The sequence below is a fragment of the Agrobacterium sp. 22-210-1 genome, from assembly GCF_053522525.1.
The window spans coordinates 944,609-961,198 of sequence record NZ_JBNWCI010000001.1 but is presented as its reverse complement, the minus strand read 5'-3'; the positions used below and the strand labels follow the sequence as shown (position 1 = coordinate 961,198).

The 16,590-nt window shown below is 59.3% G+C and carries 12 protein-coding genes and 1 tRNA gene; 2 read left to right on the top strand and 11 right to left on the bottom strand.

The window, feature by feature from the left end; translation table 11 throughout:
• Positions 1-6 precede the first annotated feature (6 nt).
• From ACQZ5F_RS04920 to ACQZ5F_RS04910, 3 genes are all read right to left on the bottom strand, one after another.
• Positions 7-3,033: an SPOR domain-containing protein gene (locus ACQZ5F_RS04920; RefSeq protein ID WP_448731052.1), complete on the bottom strand. Its 3,027-nt coding sequence runs from the start codon at positions 3,031-3,033 to the stop codon at positions 7-9.
• Between the two features lie 66 nt (positions 3,034-3,099).
• Complete coding sequence (gene argS / locus ACQZ5F_RS04915) at positions 3,100-4,857, bottom strand: arginine--tRNA ligase (RefSeq protein WP_225339758.1); 1,758 nt, start codon at positions 4,855-4,857, stop codon at positions 3,100-3,102.
• A gap of 76 nt (positions 4,858-4,933) precedes the next feature.
• The gene (locus ACQZ5F_RS04910) at positions 4,934-6,151 is read right to left on the bottom strand and encodes a deoxyguanosinetriphosphate triphosphohydrolase (RefSeq protein WP_225245937.1); all 1,218 of its coding nucleotides are present in this window, start codon (positions 6,149-6,151) and stop codon (positions 4,934-4,936) included.
• Positions 6,152-6,366: 215 nt separating this feature from the next.
• Between ACQZ5F_RS04910 and erpA the strand changes: the two genes are divergently transcribed.
• On the top strand, positions 6,367-6,699 hold the full coding sequence (gene erpA, locus ACQZ5F_RS04905; RefSeq protein ID WP_046798327.1) for an iron-sulfur cluster insertion protein ErpA: 333 nt from the start codon (positions 6,367-6,369) through the stop codon (positions 6,697-6,699).
• A gap of 95 nt (positions 6,700-6,794) precedes the next feature.
• Entirely contained in the window at positions 6,795-7,592 is a 798-nt protein-coding gene (gene xth / locus ACQZ5F_RS04900) for an exodeoxyribonuclease III (RefSeq protein ID WP_448731051.1), read from the top strand.
• Positions 7,593-7,636: 44 nt separating this feature from the next.
• Here xth and exoR read toward each other — a convergent pair whose 3' ends face one another.
• From exoR to ACQZ5F_RS04860, 8 genes are all read right to left on the bottom strand, one after another.
• Positions 7,637-8,431, bottom strand: a complete 795-nt coding sequence (exoR, locus tag ACQZ5F_RS04895) for an exopolysaccharide production regulator ExoR (protein ID WP_046798325.1) — start codon at positions 8,429-8,431, stop codon at positions 7,637-7,639.
• The gene (locus ACQZ5F_RS04890; RefSeq protein ID WP_225339757.1) at positions 8,425-8,721 is read right to left on the bottom strand and encodes a hypothetical protein; all 297 of its coding nucleotides are present in this window, start codon (positions 8,719-8,721) and stop codon (positions 8,425-8,427) included. Before ACQZ5F_RS04890 ends, exoR begins: the two co-directional genes overlap by 7 nt.
• Before the next feature lie 274 nt (positions 8,722-8,995).
• Positions 8,996-10,279 carry an outer membrane protein transport protein gene (locus ACQZ5F_RS04885; protein WP_062653901.1) on the bottom strand — a complete coding sequence of 428 codons (1,284 nt, stop codon included), beginning with the start codon at positions 10,277-10,279 and terminating at the stop codon, positions 8,996-8,998.
• A gap of 453 nt (positions 10,280-10,732) precedes the next feature.
• Positions 10,733-13,576 carry a valine--tRNA ligase gene (locus ACQZ5F_RS04880; protein WP_448731050.1) on the bottom strand — a complete coding sequence of 948 codons (2,844 nt, stop codon included), beginning with the start codon at positions 13,574-13,576 and terminating at the stop codon, positions 10,733-10,735.
• A gap of 221 nt (positions 13,577-13,797) precedes the next feature.
• The gene (gene popZ, locus ACQZ5F_RS04875; protein WP_448731049.1) at positions 13,798-14,757 is read right to left on the bottom strand and encodes a cell division protein PopZ; all 960 of its coding nucleotides are present in this window, start codon (positions 14,755-14,757) and stop codon (positions 13,798-13,800) included.
• A 411-nt stretch (positions 14,758-15,168) separates the two neighbouring features.
• Positions 15,169-15,840: a protein-L-isoaspartate O-methyltransferase family protein gene (locus ACQZ5F_RS04870; RefSeq protein ID WP_052819775.1), complete on the bottom strand. Its 672-nt coding sequence runs from the start codon at positions 15,838-15,840 to the stop codon at positions 15,169-15,171.
• Positions 15,841-16,085: 245 nt separating this feature from the next.
• Positions 16,086-16,159, bottom strand: a tRNA-Cys gene (locus ACQZ5F_RS04865).
• A gap of 240 nt (positions 16,160-16,399) precedes the next feature.
• Positions 16,400-16,552 (bottom strand): DUF3309 family protein, encoded by a 153-nt coding sequence (locus ACQZ5F_RS04860; protein WP_003495626.1) that lies wholly within the window; start codon positions 16,550-16,552, stop codon positions 16,400-16,402.
• Positions 16,553-16,590: the final 38 nt, after the last annotated feature.

Here is a 16,590-nt window from a genome sequence, read left to right as displayed (position 1 = left end):
CCGCTATCAGCGTGCCACCAGGCAGCTGCCGCCGGCCGAGCGGAACTTCTCGCACAGCGCCACGGCTTCGTTCTTGTCACCCGCAGGGATGCGGACGCGGTAGAACGTGCCCTTGCCGGCAATTTCAGCTGCCTTGATGTCGACGCCGCGTCCACCGATGACCGAGCCGAACTTGGCCGACATGTTCTGGTAGGACTTCTGGGCCTCAGCCTGGCTCGGCAGCGACGCGATCTGGATGTAGTAACCACCGGCAGAAGGCGTGCTGGTTGTCGCAGGTGTCACGGCAGCCGTCTGCTGCTGGGCCGGAGCGGCAGTCGCCGGGCGAACATTACCCTGGTTGGTAACGGTTGCCACCACATTGGCGGGCTGGGCAGACGGACGCGCCGAAGGAAGCGGTGCTGCCGACTGCGAGGCTTGCGACTGTGAGTTTGGCGTGGCAGCGGCGGCAGGCGTGTTGGCCTGCGGCTTTGCAGCCTGCTCGGGCGCCACTGGAACCCGCGAAGCGGCGATGACGGCGGGAGCGCCCTCACCCGGCTTGGCGGTCTGCGGTGCGGCAAGCTCTGCAACCTTGTCGGCCTTTGGCGGCTGGGCTGCCGGTGCGTCCACTTCCTGGGCCACCAGCGTGCCGTCCGGCTTGACGATCATGGTGCGGACCTTGCGCGGCGAAACGCCGGTCGCGCCAGAACCTTCGTTCTGAGCAGCCTTTTCTTCCGGCGAAAGCAGGCGCGGATCTTCGGTTTCGCCAACCGGCGTGCCGGTCGCTTCCATATCCCCGTCGTTTTCGCCTTCCAGCGGCAATTGTTCCGGGATCAGCGTGCGCTGAACCACATCCACCGGCTGTTCGTTGCTGGAAATCAGCGCCGGCTGTTTCGGATCGGCAGCGCTGCCGCCGGCAACACGGTCATAAACCGCCTTGTCCTGATTTGGCACGACGCGACCGCCCGGATTTTCCGGCACGACCTTCATCGGGTTGTTATCGGCGGAGATGATGACCGGCGCACCATTGGAGCCGGTACCGGACGAACCGCCTGATATCAGCGCGTAGACGCCGCCACCGATCAGCACCAGACCGATTGCGGCAGCCACCGGCATGATCCAGCGGCGACCGCCGCGTTCATCTTCATCGCGATAGGCCGCCTGATGATCGACATAGGTATTTTCGGCATCGCGCGACGCATTGCCACGGGAAGCCGCAGCTTCCTGCATGGAGCGGCGGAAGTCCTCTTCCAGAGCCCGCTCGAATTCATCGGCGTCATCAGGAGCCTGCGCGGCGCGCGCCTGCGGGGCGGCAGCGCGGTTTTCCGCGTGTTTATGGCGGTCGAGACCACCGGCAACTGCAGGCGCAAACAGCGTCGCAAGCTCGGTATCGATATCGAGGTCTTCCTCGTGACGGCGCGGCGCCGGCTTGGGTTCGAAAACCCCGACCGGCAGTTCCGGAACATCCATTTCGATGATGGTTTCCGGGTGTTCTTCCGTTTCACCGATCTGCGAAGGATCGAAAGGCAGGCTTTCCAGCGTCTGCGGCGCTGCCGGCTGCGGCGCGGCGACAGCCGGACGCGGCTGAACGGGCGCAGCTGCTGCTGCGATGGGAGCGGCAACGGTTGCGGCGCGTGGTTGCGGAACAGGCTGTTCCCTCACCGGCTGGGGCGCGACAGCCACCACCGGGGCGACCGGCTGCTGGCGAACGGGTTGCGGCGCGGGCGCAGGAGCAACCTCGGCTTCGGCGATTTCCGACAGGTCGAGATCAAGATCGAGATCGTCGAGCGCCAGCTCGAAATCATCATCGTTGAAACCGGCAAAATCCGTGAAATCCGGCTCCTGAAGAGGAGCCGGGGATACAGCGGGGGCAACCGGCGTCACCCGTGCGGGAGCCGCAGCAACTGGCGTTGCGGCAATCACCGGCGGTTCGATTTTTGCGGCCTGAACGACAGGCGCGGACTGCACGACGGGTTCTTCGCCACGACCGGGAATGGAATATTTCGCAACGTCGTAGATCAGCTCGTCCATCGGCGACAGATTGGTCGCAGCCGGCCTTTGAGCAACCGGAGGCGTCACAGGCTGCTCGGCAGGCGTGAAGCTTTCCGCAACCGAGGGTGCAAAGGCAGGTGCTGTCTCTTCCGCCTGAATGACGGCAGGTGCCGGCGCGGGCTCGATCTGCGGTTCCATCCGGGCCGCGACAAGCGGCTGTTCGGAGCGCGGCTCGACCCTTCTCGGATCGACAGCGGAAACATCGCGGCGCGCGCCGAAATTCGCAAGCGGCAGGCGCAGGCTGGAAAATTCGAGCGAAGAACGGCCGCCATGCGAAGGCGGACGCACGGAAACCGGAGCGGGCGCTTCCTCGGCAACCACGATCTCCACCTCATCGGCAAGATCGAAAGCCTGCGGTTCCGGCGCATAGGCCTGACCGGCAAAAGCAACATTGCTCGAAACATCGGCCGGAAGCTCCGGCATGGCGTGCCATTCGGGCTCTGCCGTTTCAACGGCCTGCGGCTCTTCCCATGCGACCTGCTGGGCGGGCGGTTGGTAAACCACCGGCTCGGCGGCGCGCGGCTGGCGGGAATGCACATCGAAAACTTCGGCGACGGCGCCGGCATCGTCACGGAAGTCCGCGCGGATGTCCTGCTGAGCTGATGTTTCCACGTAATTATGGATATAGGCCTGGTCGACCTCGGGAAGCCGCTCTTCCCTCACCTCGGGTGCAGGTGCGGGTGCAAGCTCGGGCTCGCGGCGGGCGAAAACCGATTCGACACGCTGCATGAAGTCGTTGGGGTGGATGCCCGCACGAACATCGTTTGCCGGATCAAGAACGACTGGATCGGCGTGCGGTGCGTCGTAAACCTCGAATTCCCTCAGAAGCTCATCTTCGAGGTTAAATTCGGGTTCGCGGCGGGCAACCGATGGCTGAGCCTCGGAACCCGCATGCGAAGGACGATCTTCGAAGCCGACGATACGCGCCAGTTCTGCCAGAGGATCGTTGTCAGCGAACCCTTCGGACCGGGCGTCCCGGTTATACGCGACATTTTTTTCGACCATTACGTGTTCCACCATCTACGCATTGCAGCTCTTGCCAGCGTATTGTGAGCAAATAATGGTGATATGTTATCGCATTTCGTCAGGTGCGTCCGCTCCCAAAAGCGTAAGGCCAGACTTCAAAACATTCGCGACAGCATTCACCAGCCCAAGTCTGGCAATGCTCAATTCTCGGTTTTTATCGTTAATAAAACGTAATTCCGGTTGGTCTTTGCCTTTGTTCCAGTGTCCATGGAAGGAACTGGCCAGATCATAGAGGTAAAAAGCAAGCCGGTGCGGCTCATGCGAAAGGGCCGCGGATTCGATCAGACGTGGATATTCGGCGAGTTTTGCAACCAGCTGCAACTCATTGATATCGCTGATCAAAGAAACGGATGCCGCCATCTCTTCCGCAGAGGGAGCCAGGCCCGGAAACGCTTCCTGCGCCTGCCGGAAGATCGACATGGAGCGGGCATGCGCATATTGCACGTAAAAAACCGGATTATCCTTCGATTGTTCGGTCACTTTCGCGAAATCGAAGTCCAGCGGCTCGGAATTCTTCCGATAAAGCATCATGAATCGCACCGGATCGCGACCCACTTCGTCGACGACATCGCGCAGCGTGACGAAGTCGCCGGAGCGTTTCGACATCCTCACCGGCTCGCCATCACGGAACAGTTTGACCAACTGGCACAAAAGTACCGTCAGCTTCGACTTGCCCTCGGAGACGGCGCGCGCGACCGCTTCCAGCCGCTTGACGTAACCGCCATGATCGGCACCCAGCACATAGATCATCTCGGAGAAACCCCGATCGAACTTGTTCTTGAAATAGGCAACGTCGGCCGCGAAATAGGTGTAGGAACCGTCCGATTTCATCAGCGCGCGGTCCATGTCGTCGCCCACTTCGGTGGAACGGAACAGCGTCTGCTCGCGATCTTCCCAGTCGTCAGGCAATTCGCCCTTCGGCGGCGGCAGCGTGCCCTTGTAGACATGGCCCTTGAACGTCAGGTCGTTGATGGCCGAGAGGATCGGTCCGCCATTGCCCTCATGCAGCGTGCGCTCCGAGAAGAACACATCGTGCTTGACGTTCAGCGTCTCCAGATCCTCACGGATCATCGCCATCATCGCAGCGATTGCCTTGTCCTTGACGATCGGCATCCACTTTTCCTCGGGCATGGCCCGAAGCTTGATGCCGTATTCATCCGCCAGCGCCTGGCCGACGGGAACGAGGTAATCGCCGGGATAGAAGCCCGACGGAATGGCGCCGATATCCTCGCCCAGCGCTTCGCGGTAACGCAGGAAGACCGAACGCGCCAGCACATCGATCTGTGAGCCGGCGTCGTTGATGTAATATTCCTTCGTGACGCCATAACCCGCAAAAGCGAGCAGGTTCGCCAGCGTGTCGCCCACAACCGCACCACGGCAATGGCCGACATGCATCGGGCCGGTGGGATTGGCGGAGACATATTCGACATTGATCTTCTGGCCGACGCCCATCGTCGAACGGCCAAAATCGATGCCCTGGCCGATCATGTCGGCAAGCAGACGCTGCCAGTAACCAACCGAGACCTTGAGATTGATGAAGCCCGGACCGGCGACATTGACGCTGTCGACATCGCCATCGGCCTGAAGAGCCGGCACGATGAGTTCGGCGAGCGCCCGCGGGTTGGTGCCCAGCGGCTTGGCCAGCACCATCGCCGCATTGGTTGCGACGTCGCCGTGACTGAGATCACGCGGGGATTCGATGGTAATTCGACTGAAATCGACCTTTTCGCGGTTCTCTTTCACGAGATCGAGGGTTTCGAGCGCGTTTTTGATCCTGGTATCGAAATCGGCAAAAATGTTCATCGTTCCAACCTGCGCGAAGGGCTTCTGTTTATGTCCGGCCATCATAACCGGGTCGGCTTCGCGATCGCCCGCTGCCCTATCGCAAATCGGGGGTGTGGTCAAACAGCCGCTGGTGGGCGCGCAGTGCATAACTGTCGGTCATGCCGGCCAGATAATCGCCCACATGCCGGGCTTTTGCAGCCTCGCTCATACCGGAAATGCTGTCCACCCAGTAGTGGCTCTGCATCTCCGCCGGTGTTTCCATATAACGGTGGAAAAGGTCTGTGACGATCTGCGTCGCACCAGCCCGGATACGCATGATTTCCGGGTGCCGGTAGATATGGCCGAACAGCAGCTTCTTGATCTGCCGGTCTGTCTCGGCCATCTCGGGCGAAAACGTCGCGACGGTGAAATCGGCGGCGCGGATATCGGCCGCACTTTGCGGTTTCAGGCGGGCAAGGTTGTGCTGCGCAACCCCGATAACATCTTCGACCATATGGGTGATCTGCCGGCGCATGATCTCATTGGCGAAACGCTCCTTGTCGAGCACGGGATATTTCGCCCGCACCTCGGCCATCAGGCCGCTCAGGAACGGCACCTCCTCCAGCATCTCGAAGGTGAGATAACCGGCGCGCAGGCCGTCATCTATATCATGGGTATTATAGGCGATGTCATCGGCAATCGCCGCCATCTGCGCCTCAAGGCTGGCATAGCTGCCAATCTCCAGATCCTGCAGCTCGCAATATTCGAGGATGGGAAGCGGAACAGGTCCCTTGACGCCCTCGCCCCTGGCATTCACCAGCGGGCCATTGTGCTTGACCAACCCCTCCAGCGTCTCCCATGTCAGGTTGATGCCATCATATTCGGCATAACGGCGCTCCAGCTTGGTGACGATGCGCAGCGACTGGGCATTGTGGTCAAAACCGCCATAGGGCAACAGCACCGCATCCAGCGCATCCTCGCCGGTATGGCCGAAGGGCGTGTGGCCAAAATCATGCACCAGCGCCACCCCTTCCGCCAGATCCTCGTCAAGCTTCAGCGCCCGCGCCAGCGCACGGGCGATCTGAGCTACCTCAATCGTATGGGTAAGACGGGTGCGGTAGTGGTCTCCGTCAGGGCTGATGAACACCTGCGTCTTGTGCTTCAGGCGGCGAAAGGCTGTCGTGTGGACGATGCGGTCCCGGTCGCGCTGGAATTCGGAACGCGTCAGACTGCCCTCTTCGGGAAAAAGACGCCCGCGCGTGGTCCATGGATCTGAGGCGAAAACCGCTCTCTCGCCGCTTCCGAAACCCAATGCGCGCTGGTCTATGATCATGCATCCACCTGTTGTCTTCTCCTGCCGCGGCGTCCTTTTCGCCTCGGCCATTGACCTTTTCATTCACCCTTCATACCTATCGCAGAGGTCAGCGCAAAGCATCATCGCCGCGCAGACCGCCTTCACACAGGCTATAGACCGTTAATTTGACCGGTTTATAATGGTGACAACGAGATTATTGCTCTCCGGTTCTTGACCCCGGCAGGAGGAACGACATGGAAAACAGCGACATTACCCTTTCGGAAGCCGCAGCGAAGCGAATCGCCCAGATCGTCGCAGCCGATGCGGGCAAGCACGCATTGCGCGTTTCGGTGGAAGGCGGCGGCTGCTCGGGCTTCTCCTACAAGTTCGATCTGGCGGAAGACCCCGCCGATGACGACATCGTGATTGCCCGCGGCGACGCCAAGGTGCTGATCGACAGCATGTCGGTCATCTACATGGCCGGTTCCGAAATCGACTTCGTCGACAATCTGTTGGGCCAGTCCTTCCAGATCAAGAACCCCAATGCGGTGGCAAGCTGCGGCTGCGGCACCAGCTTCTCGATCTGAGATATCTTTCCACCACATCCACACCGCCGATTTCCAAAAACGGTGGCAATCGCCTTTGCATCGGGTAAAAGTACCCTCACAAAAGGGAAACTCCGATGAAGATTGCCACTTGGAACATCAATGGCGTCAAGGCGCGTATCGAAAACCTCTGCCAGTGGCTGAAGGATTCATCGCCTGATATCGTCTGCCTTCAGGAAATCAAGTCGGTTGACGAGGGCTTCCCCCGCCTTGAGATCGAGGCACTCGGCTATCATGTCGAGACCCACGGCCAGAAGGGTTTCAACGGCGTTGCCCTGCTCTCAAAGATGAAGCCTGACCAGATCAATCGCGGCCTGCCGGGCGATGATGCCGATGAACAGGCCCGTTTCATCGAAGGCGTGTTTTCCGTTGAAAACGGCGCGATCCGCGTCTGCTCGCTTTACCTGCCGAACGGCAATCCGCCCGACGATCCGGTCAAATACCCCTACAAGCTCGCCTGGATGGAACGGCTGCGGCGCTTTGCCGAAGATCGCCTCGCGCTTGAGGAACCGCTCATTCTGGCCGGCGATTATAACGTCATTCCCGAGCCCTTCGATTGCCACGACCCACGCGTGTGGGAAGGCGATGCTTTGTTCCTGCCGCAAACACGCGTTGCATTCCGCAAGCTCGAACATCTGGGCTTTACCGATGCCGCCCGCGCAACCACCGATGAGGCAGGACTATATTCCTTCTGGGATTATCAGGCCGGTGCATGGCCGAAGAATAACGGCATCCGTATCGATCATCTGATGCTCTCGGCGGAGGCGGCCGACAGGCTGCAATCCGTCAACATCGAAAAACATGTGCGGGCATGGGAAAAACCGTCCGACCACGTGCCGGTCTGCGGTTATTTCGATTTCCGGCCGGTCGGCTGACCGGCTCGCGTCAGACGGGCGAAATCGCCTCGACTGGTATCATCTCAATTGGAATCGTCGATCTGCATGTTCTGCGCCATCGCGATGGCCGCGCGGCGATCATTTTCGCCCGCCAGTGAAAACGCCTGCTCCTGCAGGTTCTGGATCCACGTACAGTCTATCGCCGTGCATTTGTCCAGCGCCGCCGTCATGAAAGCCAACCCCTGCGCCGTCTGGCCCTCCTGGAAGATCAGGTTGCCGAAGATCGACATGGCGCCGGCATGGCCGTGCTTGCGCGCCTGATTGAGCCACTTCTTGGCCTGCTGCACATCCGCCCGGCCGCCCTCGCCGGCCAGGATCATTTCCGCCAGCCGGAACTGCGCTTCAGCCACGCCGAAGGTGGAAGCCACCTGGAAATAAAGCTGGCGGGCCTGCGAAAGGTCCATTTTCACCGGGCTGCCGGGAATGCCGTGCCGGTAATAATCGGCAAGAGACAGCAGCGCGTTGACGAAAAAGCCGGTATCCTCGGAACCCGGCTCAACGCCCTGGCTGGCGATTTCGCTGTAAATCTTGAAAGCTTCGAAGTCGTTCTTGGCGACGCCATCGCCGAAGGCATACATATTGGCAAGCGCCCAGCGCGAACCGGTATGGCCCTTTTCAGCCGCGTAGCGATAGGCCTCGACGGCTTCGCCCTTGTTGCCGTTCTTGTAGGCCTTGAAACCGAACTTGAACAGGTCGAAGGGGCCGGATTCCTTGGTCACGCCCGCATTGATGTCAAAAGCCGCGGCAGGCATTGCGAGCGACGCAAGCAACATGCCCATAAGAAGCGGCTTTAAAACGTTGGCTTCACATTTCAGCATTTCGGCGAACTTCTCATAACTCTTCCCGGCATATAGCCAATACTTGCGGAATACTGCAAAGCTGAACCCCGCCGGGTCGCGATTTTTCGAACACACTGCGTCTTTCCGGCAGCACTTTCCAGCGCACCGCCGGTGGTCTCTTGCGGTAATTGCTCCAAATTTTCAGTGAAACAGATATAGGCATAATTTCCGGCAATATAACGGCGTTTCACCATCTGCCGGTCAGCGCCAAACAAGAAAGCCGGACCAAATTCCCGTATTACTTGCTTAAACCCTGAATCCAAACCCATTTTCACTTTCTGCAATTCCAGAGATCCACATCAAACGCCTGCATGTTCTTTCATTGCCGCGCCCATAAACATAAGCCAAGCACTCTGTTTGTGGCGGGAAATGGACAGATATGCTCACATTCCAACGCGGCTCCACGCTTGCAGAAAAGTGTTGCCAAATCGTCACAAAACTTTCGGCCTGGAAAATTTTATCGAGAAGGAATCACAGTCGGGCATGAAAAAAGGCCCGGTTGGTAAACCGGACCTTTATTTTAGCATAAGCGGAAGTATGGCGTCAGAACTTGACCTTCACACCCGTCGAAATGGCGGCTACGAGATCGCTGCCGAAGCTGTAGCCCACTTCATCGCCGCAGGTTGCCGCGCTGCCAGGGCTGCAACGGCCGCCGGCAATCGAAGATTCACCCGAAGTAAGCAAGCCGAGAGCACCGGCAATCTTGAATTCGAGGTTTGGGGTGGGCGAATAGACGACCTGGGTGCCGATCATCCACGTATCCGTCTGTGTACCGATAACCGTCGATGTGCCGCGATCCCATGTCAGGCTGACGGCACCGCTCCACTGGTCGTTGAACTTGTGGCCGATACCGCCGGTCACCGTCCAGCCGTCACGATAATAAAGATCGAGGGTCGTGAGCGAGGTTACGCCCGCAATACAGGAGGGAACACCGACCTGGCAGAATGGCACGACCTGAATCTGGCTCCAGTCGGTCCATTTGACCGAACCGAAAGCAAGCCAGTCTGGCGCGATGCCCGACTGCACCTTCAGTTCCAGGCTGTCCGGCATGGAAACCGAACCATAAACCGGCGTGACTTTACCGCCGTAAGCGATGAGGGCCGGGCTGCCGGCCGCAGGCAGGCTTCTAAGGTCAACCGTACCGTTTAGATCGTGATCGACGGCGCTGTTATAGACAAGGCTGGTGCGGAAAGCGATTTCCGGGATTTCATAGGCGATACCCGCGCGCCATCCCCAGCCGTCGCCTTCCATGTCCAGCTTGCCGACGCCGGAGTAAAGGGAAGGATAAGCCGGGCCGAGCGCTGTCGGGGAAACCACCTGACGGTATTTGTAACCGCTGATCTCCTGATAGAAACCACCGCCGATGATCGAGAAGTCACCCTTGCCAAGATCGAACTTCACCCGGCAGGTGGTGGCGTAATTGTGCGATTTGACCTTGGTCTCGATATTGTAGCTCGATCCCTGCCAGATGCCGGGATTGAGATCCGCGCCCCACGGCTGCGAATAATCGAACATGCAGTCGCCGAAGTCGCCAATGGCTGCCTTGGCACCCACCCGTGTCGACCAGTAGTTTTCGGAATCGTCTGCGGTGGTCGACCAGGAGGCCGGCAACGGCCCGCCGCTTTTCAGCGGATTGTCGCGCGCATTCTCAACCTTGCGCTGCGGAGCAACGAAGGTGGCCGAACTATCAAGAACATAATCGGACGGATCGAACAGCAGGTCGATATTGTAACCGCCGCGCTCAAGGCCACCGGCCAGTGACGGCGTGACCGCCGCGATGCTGGCTACGAAACATACCGCGCCGCGAAAAATTGCAGTTTTTGCCATCTCTCTCCCCAATCAAGGCAATGTGATCGAGGATAGAGTGAAACGCTAAAGGGCAAATGACAATCTGTCGCAGTTTTCGGCTGTCGCATGAATGCGGCGATTTTTTTACGTAAGAATTTTATGTCTACCCGCTTATATAATCATTTTAGGCTATTTTTCTAATCCGTTCGTTGAAATTGACACAAAACGAAACAAATTGCCAAATCCGACAAGAAATGTCGCCAAATAACCACAGTCGCATTTTCCCGAAGAAACCTGCTTATCAGACCGTTTTTATTGGTTTTTTTCCGCTTTTCCGGATCGTCCGGACAAAAATCGCGATGAAATAATCGCACTGTTTCCCGGAAATGATTCGCCGCTGCAACGCAACAATGAAAAGAAATGAAACATGACAAAAGGCAAAAAAACGCCCCGCATTGACGGGGCGTTTTGCTGTTGGAAAGGCAGGGCGGGTTATCCCGCCTCGTTGACCCGCTGCATGGCCGTCTTCAGGCCTGTCAGCTGCACCTCGAGTTCCGCCTTGCGCTCGCGCTCAGTGGCCACAACCTCCGGATCGGCATTGGCGACGAATTTTTCGTTCGAGAGCTTCTTGTCGATACGTTCCATTTCCGCATCCACCTTGCCGATCGCCTTTTCAAGACGGGCCTTCTCAGCCGCGAGATCGACAAGGTTGCCGAGCGGCAGGCAGACCGTGGCTTCACCGATGATGATCTGGGCCGAACCCTTCGGCGCGACATCGCCGGCACGGATTTCATCGGCCCGCGCTAAGCGCCGGATAGCGGCGGCGTGGCGGTCGAGCCGCGCTTCGGTGGAGGTGTTGGCGCCGACAACCACCAGCGAGGCAGTCGCACCCGGCGGCACGTTCATTTCGGCGCGCGTCGAGCGGATGCCGGAAACGAGATCGATCAGCCAGTTGATTTCCGCAGCCGAAGCGTCGTCGCGGAATTCCGGCACCGGCCAGTCTGTGAGGCAGAGCAGATCGTCGCGCTCCTCCCCTTCACCGGCCGTATGCGCCCACAACTCTTCCGTCATGAACGGCATGAAGGGATGCAGCAGCTTGTAGATCTCATCCAGAACATAGGCCGCGCAGGCCTGCGATTCCGTCTTCGCCTTTTCATCCTCGCCACTGAAGACGGGCTTCAGCAGTTCCAGATACCAGTCGCAGAACTGGTTCCAGACGAAACGGTAGAGAATGCCGGAAGCATCGTTGAAACGGAAGTTCTCAAGCGAGGCCGTCACATCGCGCGCCGTATTGGCAAGCTCGGTCAGGATCCAGCGGTTGATCGTCAGCGAAGCGGTTTCGGGCAGGAAGTGCGGATCGCGCTTCACGCCGTTCATTTCGGCAAAGCGTGTGGCGTTCCACAGCTTGGTGCCGAAGTTGCGATACCCGGCGATACGCGCGGGATCGAGCTTCACGTCGCGGCCCTGCGCCGCCATGATGGCAAGCGTGAAGCGTAGCGCATCCGCACCATATTCGTCGATCAGCTCCAGGGGATCGATGACGTTGCCCTTGGACTTCGACATCTTCTGGCCGTTCTTGTCGCGAACCAGCGCGTGAATATAGACCGTGCTGAACGGCTCGACCGGGTTGCCGGCATCGTCCTTCATGAAATGCAGGCCCATCTGCATCATGCGCACCACCCAGAACGGAATGATGTCGAAGCCGGTGACCAGCACGTTGGTCGGATAATAACGCGCCAGTTCCGGCGTCTCTTCCGGCCAGCCCAGCGTCGAAAACGGCCAGAGCGCCGACGAGAACCAGGTGTCGAGCACATCTTCGTCGCGGATCAGGATTTCGCCCGGCTTGAAGTTCTCAAGCTTCTCCTCAACCCAGGCCTTCCACGGACCTTCATGGGCGATGTAATGCTGGATGGCCGCCTGCAGCGCCTCTTCCTCGGTCTTTTCAACGAAGACCTGCCCATCCGGGCCGTACCATGCGGGAATCTGGTGTCCCCACCACAATTGCCGCGAGATACACCAGGGCTGGATGTTCTCCATCCACTGGAAGTAGGTGTTTTCCCAGTTCTTCGGCACGAAATTGGTGCGGCCTTCGCGAACCGAGGCAATCGCCGGCTGCGCCAGCGTCTTGTTATCCACCCACCATTGATCGGTCAGACGCGGCTCGATCGGCACGCCGCCGCGGTCGCCATGCGGCACCACGTGCTTGTGCGGCTCGATCTTGTCGAGCAGGCCGGCTTCCTCGAAGATTTCGACGATGATCTTGCGCGCGGTAAAGCGGTCCTGTCCTTCCAGACGATCCCATGCGCCATGCAGGGCGGCCGGATGATTGAGGCCCTCGAGGAAATCCTCATTGTCCTTGATGGAGATGGTGCCATCGATATTCATGACGTTGATGGCGCGCAGGCCGCAGCGCTTGCCGACTTCGAAATCGTTGAAATCATGTGCAGGCGTGATCTTGACCGCACCGGTACCAGCCGTCGGATCGGCATAGTCGTCGGCAACGATCGGGATCTTGCGGCCAACGATCGGCAGGATGACATGCTTGCCGACGATACCCTTGTAACGCTCGTCCTCCGGGTTAACCGCAACACCGGTATCGCCGAGCATCGTTTCCGGACGTGTCGTGGCGACGACAATGTAGTCGCGCGTTTCGAACTCGGTGGGCGTTCCGTCGGCATCGAAAGCGACGGGGTACTCATAGGTCACACCCTTTTCCAGCGGATAGCGGAAATGCCAGAGATTGCCCTTCATCTCGATCTGTTCGACTTCCATGTCGGAAATCGCAGTCTGCAGCTTGGGGTCCCAGTTGACGAGACGCTTGTCCTTGTAGATCAGGTTCTGCTTGTAGAGCGTCACGAAGACTTCGAGGACAGCCTCGGAGAGACCCTCATCCATGGTGAAGCGCTCACGCGACCAGTCGCAGGAAGCGCCGAGGCGCTTCAGCTGGTTGAAGATCAAACCACCGGACTCAGCTTTCCATTCCCAGACCTTTTCCACGAAGGCTTCACGGCCCATCTCGCGGCGGCCCGGAAGCTGCTGTTCCATCAGCTTGCGCTCGACAACCATCTGGGTGGCGATGCCGGCATGGTCCATGCCCGGCTGCCACAGCACATCCTTGCCGCGCATACGCTCGAAGCGAACCAATATGTCCTGCAGCGTATTGTTGAGCGCATGGCCCATATGCAGGGAGCCCGTCACATTCGGCGGCGGGATGACGATGGTGAAGGTTTCCGCGCCCGGCTTGGCGTTGGCGCCGGCACGGAAAGCATTCGCCTCGTCCCATGCTTTGGCGATCTTTGGTTCGACGGCTGCGGAATCGTAGGTCTTCTCGAGCATTTCCTGACCTGAATTTTAGAGTTCTTGTGTGGATTTTTTAAATAAGGATGGATGGTCGAGAGTCAACAGAAACCGACCCGCTTAAGCCGCCGATTGAGCGACCCTGCACACGACTATGCCCCCATAACGCCTTCATCTTCAACAAAAAAGCCGCCCCGATGCCGGAGCGGCCCCTGTTTCGTCATGGCCCGACGCATTTGCGACAGGCGGCTTGAGAGAACTTAACGGCGCGAACCGCGCGCGACGCGCTCGATTTCCTCGCGCACGAGACGCTCCACCAAAGTCGGCAGATTGTCTTCCAGCCAGTCCTGCAACATCGGCCGCAGCATCTCGGCAGCCAGATCCTCGATCGAGCGCCGCTCGACGCCATCGAACACATCGGCAAGTTCGCTGAAGGAACGGGCGATCTGCGCGCCGGCGGCAGCGGAAATAAGATTGAGCGACAAAGCGCTCTCGGGTTCCGCCTTCGGCTCGGCCAGATCGAATTTCGGCATCTCGACGGCAGGCTGGTGCACTTCGATTTCGAAATGCTCCTTGGGGAGCGGCGTTTCGATCGCGCCACGCAACGCAAGCTGATCAAAAGCGCTCTCGGCAAAAGGCGCATTTTCGATGGCGGCGGCGGCGGCGCGATCCTCGGCAGCGAAAGGCACCGGCTGTTCGCCGGCAGCGGCAGCGGTTGCCGCCATCAGCGGCCGCACATCCGTTGGACGCTGCGGCGCCGGACGTTCAGCCGGTGTTACGCTTGAGAAAGATGCGGCGGGCGCAGCCGGTGCGGGCTCTGTTGCGCCACGCTGCGCCTGCGCTGCAAATGCCTGTGGCCCCATCGCGGCGTTGCGGTCGGCGGCGGCGCGAACACGGGCTGCAACGTCGGCCAGCGACATGGTCTTCTCGGCGGAGATTTCCGGCTGTTCCGGCATCGGCGTTTCGGAAGCCGGCGAATAATCCTGCGCGGGCCGAGCGCCATAGGCCTGGTTTGCGGCGGGGGGAACGCGAGCCGGCGGGCTGACGGGCTCCGTCACGAAGGTCGCTTCACCGGCGGCATCGTCTTCATCGTCATAAACCGGCGGCAACTGTCCGGAAAACGCACCGGCAGGTCCCGGCTCGTTGCTCTCGATGATCCGGCGTATCGACGCCAGAATCTCTTCCATGGACGGTTCACGCGCTACGCTTGGCTGAGCCATATCAATCCCCGGTTTCCACTCTTGAGCGCTCAGGCCGTATCGCTCTGGATACCGGACATGGCGCTTCGCACCTGTTCAATTCTTACATCGCGTCCGTGACAGCCGAAGCCGGCTGTCGTGCCGATGCTCTGAAACATGTTCGGACAAAACCGCCGGGCGTTTTTGCCGTCCCTGTTGCAGGATCATGCGGGGCAGAAATACGCACACCCCGAATCACCCTTAGTCTAGGGCAGCATAGTCAGGAACTAAATCACTGATTCGACAAGTTTCGCCGTGATGCACAGCTTTGTGAGAACAGGCCGTCAAGCCGTCGCCGCTGGGCAAGCGGGGCGCAGCACGCAGGCCCCGCAAAAAACAAACGCCGGGGCGGAAGGTCCACCCCGGCGTAAACAGCGATAATATGTCTATGGATCAAAAAACGAATTCTGCCGCCTTGGCAAAACCGGGCAGAGGCTTGATGGAGGCGTTGAAGGAGCTTGCAGCCGATGTGCTGTTGCCATCACGGCGATAGACGGTGGCCTTTGCGGCGTTGCCATATCCGACAACAACGACCAGACGTCCGCCGTCGCGCAGCTGATCGGTCAGCGCCGACGGCACTTCCTCGACCGAACCGTTGACGAAAACCAGATCATAGGGCGCTTCGCCCGCATAACCCTTTTCGAGATCGCCGGTCACGACAGCGACATTGTCATATCCGAGCGAAGCCAGCGTCTCGGTTGCCTGCGCCGCCAGCGCTTCGTCACATTCGAGCGAAACCACCGAACCGGCCAGCTGCGAAAGGATGGCGGCCGCGTAACCGGAACCACCGCCGACTTCAAGCACCACATCTTCCTTGGATACGGCGGCAAGCTGCAGCAGTTTCGCCAACGGCGACGCTTTCATGACATAGCGCGCCGGGCGGCCGTCGCGGGCCGGACATATCTGCATATCCTCATCCGCATAGGCAATCTGCCGCACGCCCGCCGGCACGAAGGCCTCGCGCGGCACGCTCAAAAACGCCTTCAGCACCGAATGCGAAGTCACGTCAGTCGTGCGCAGCTGGCTGTCGACCATATTGGCGCGCGCGGTTTCGAAATCCATCATGTCCTTATCGCCTCAATTTCACGGATGCCGGTCGGGAAGCCTCGGCTCCAAAAGCTCAAAACGGCGCGGGTTTCCCCTCACCTTTGGATAATCTCATAATTGCCAAGGCGCGCGCTTTCAAGCGCGGTGAGTGGGATGTGCGGGAAAAAGCGAAATGACAGGGATTTTTTTAAAACAGCAAAGACGGTCAATCACCGCAAAGCGGGACATATGTTCAAGACGGCATCTGCTGTTTGTGGAAATTTTGGAGGCCTCGCCCGGAATTGAACCGGGGTACAAGGATTTGCAGTCCTCTGCGTCACCACTCCGCCACGAGGCCTCACGCGCTCTTCATTCGAGCGATGGCGGGCATTTAGAACGAATCCATTTTGGGCGCAAGAGGGTTCGTTCCGAATGTGGTGTTTTTTCAGGCCGGATGGGCGCAACTCGTCAGCCCACCGTCTAAGCGCTTAAGATTCCGTGTTTTTTTGTATCTTCCTCTTATTTCAAAGGAAAAAACGCCCGCATCCGGCGCATTTGCGGCAGTGCGGGCGATTGTTGTCAGGCCGATTGCGAGCGATCAGATGCGCCCAAGCAGAACCAGGATCAGGACGATGACCAGAACCAGTCCGAGGCCGCCCGACGGGCCATAACCGTAATTATGATAACCCCAGCTTGGCAGCGCGCCGATCAGGAACAGAATAAGCAGGATGACGAGGATGGTACCGAGCATGTTTAACCCTCCGCTATTGGCATGTGTCTGCCTGTTTC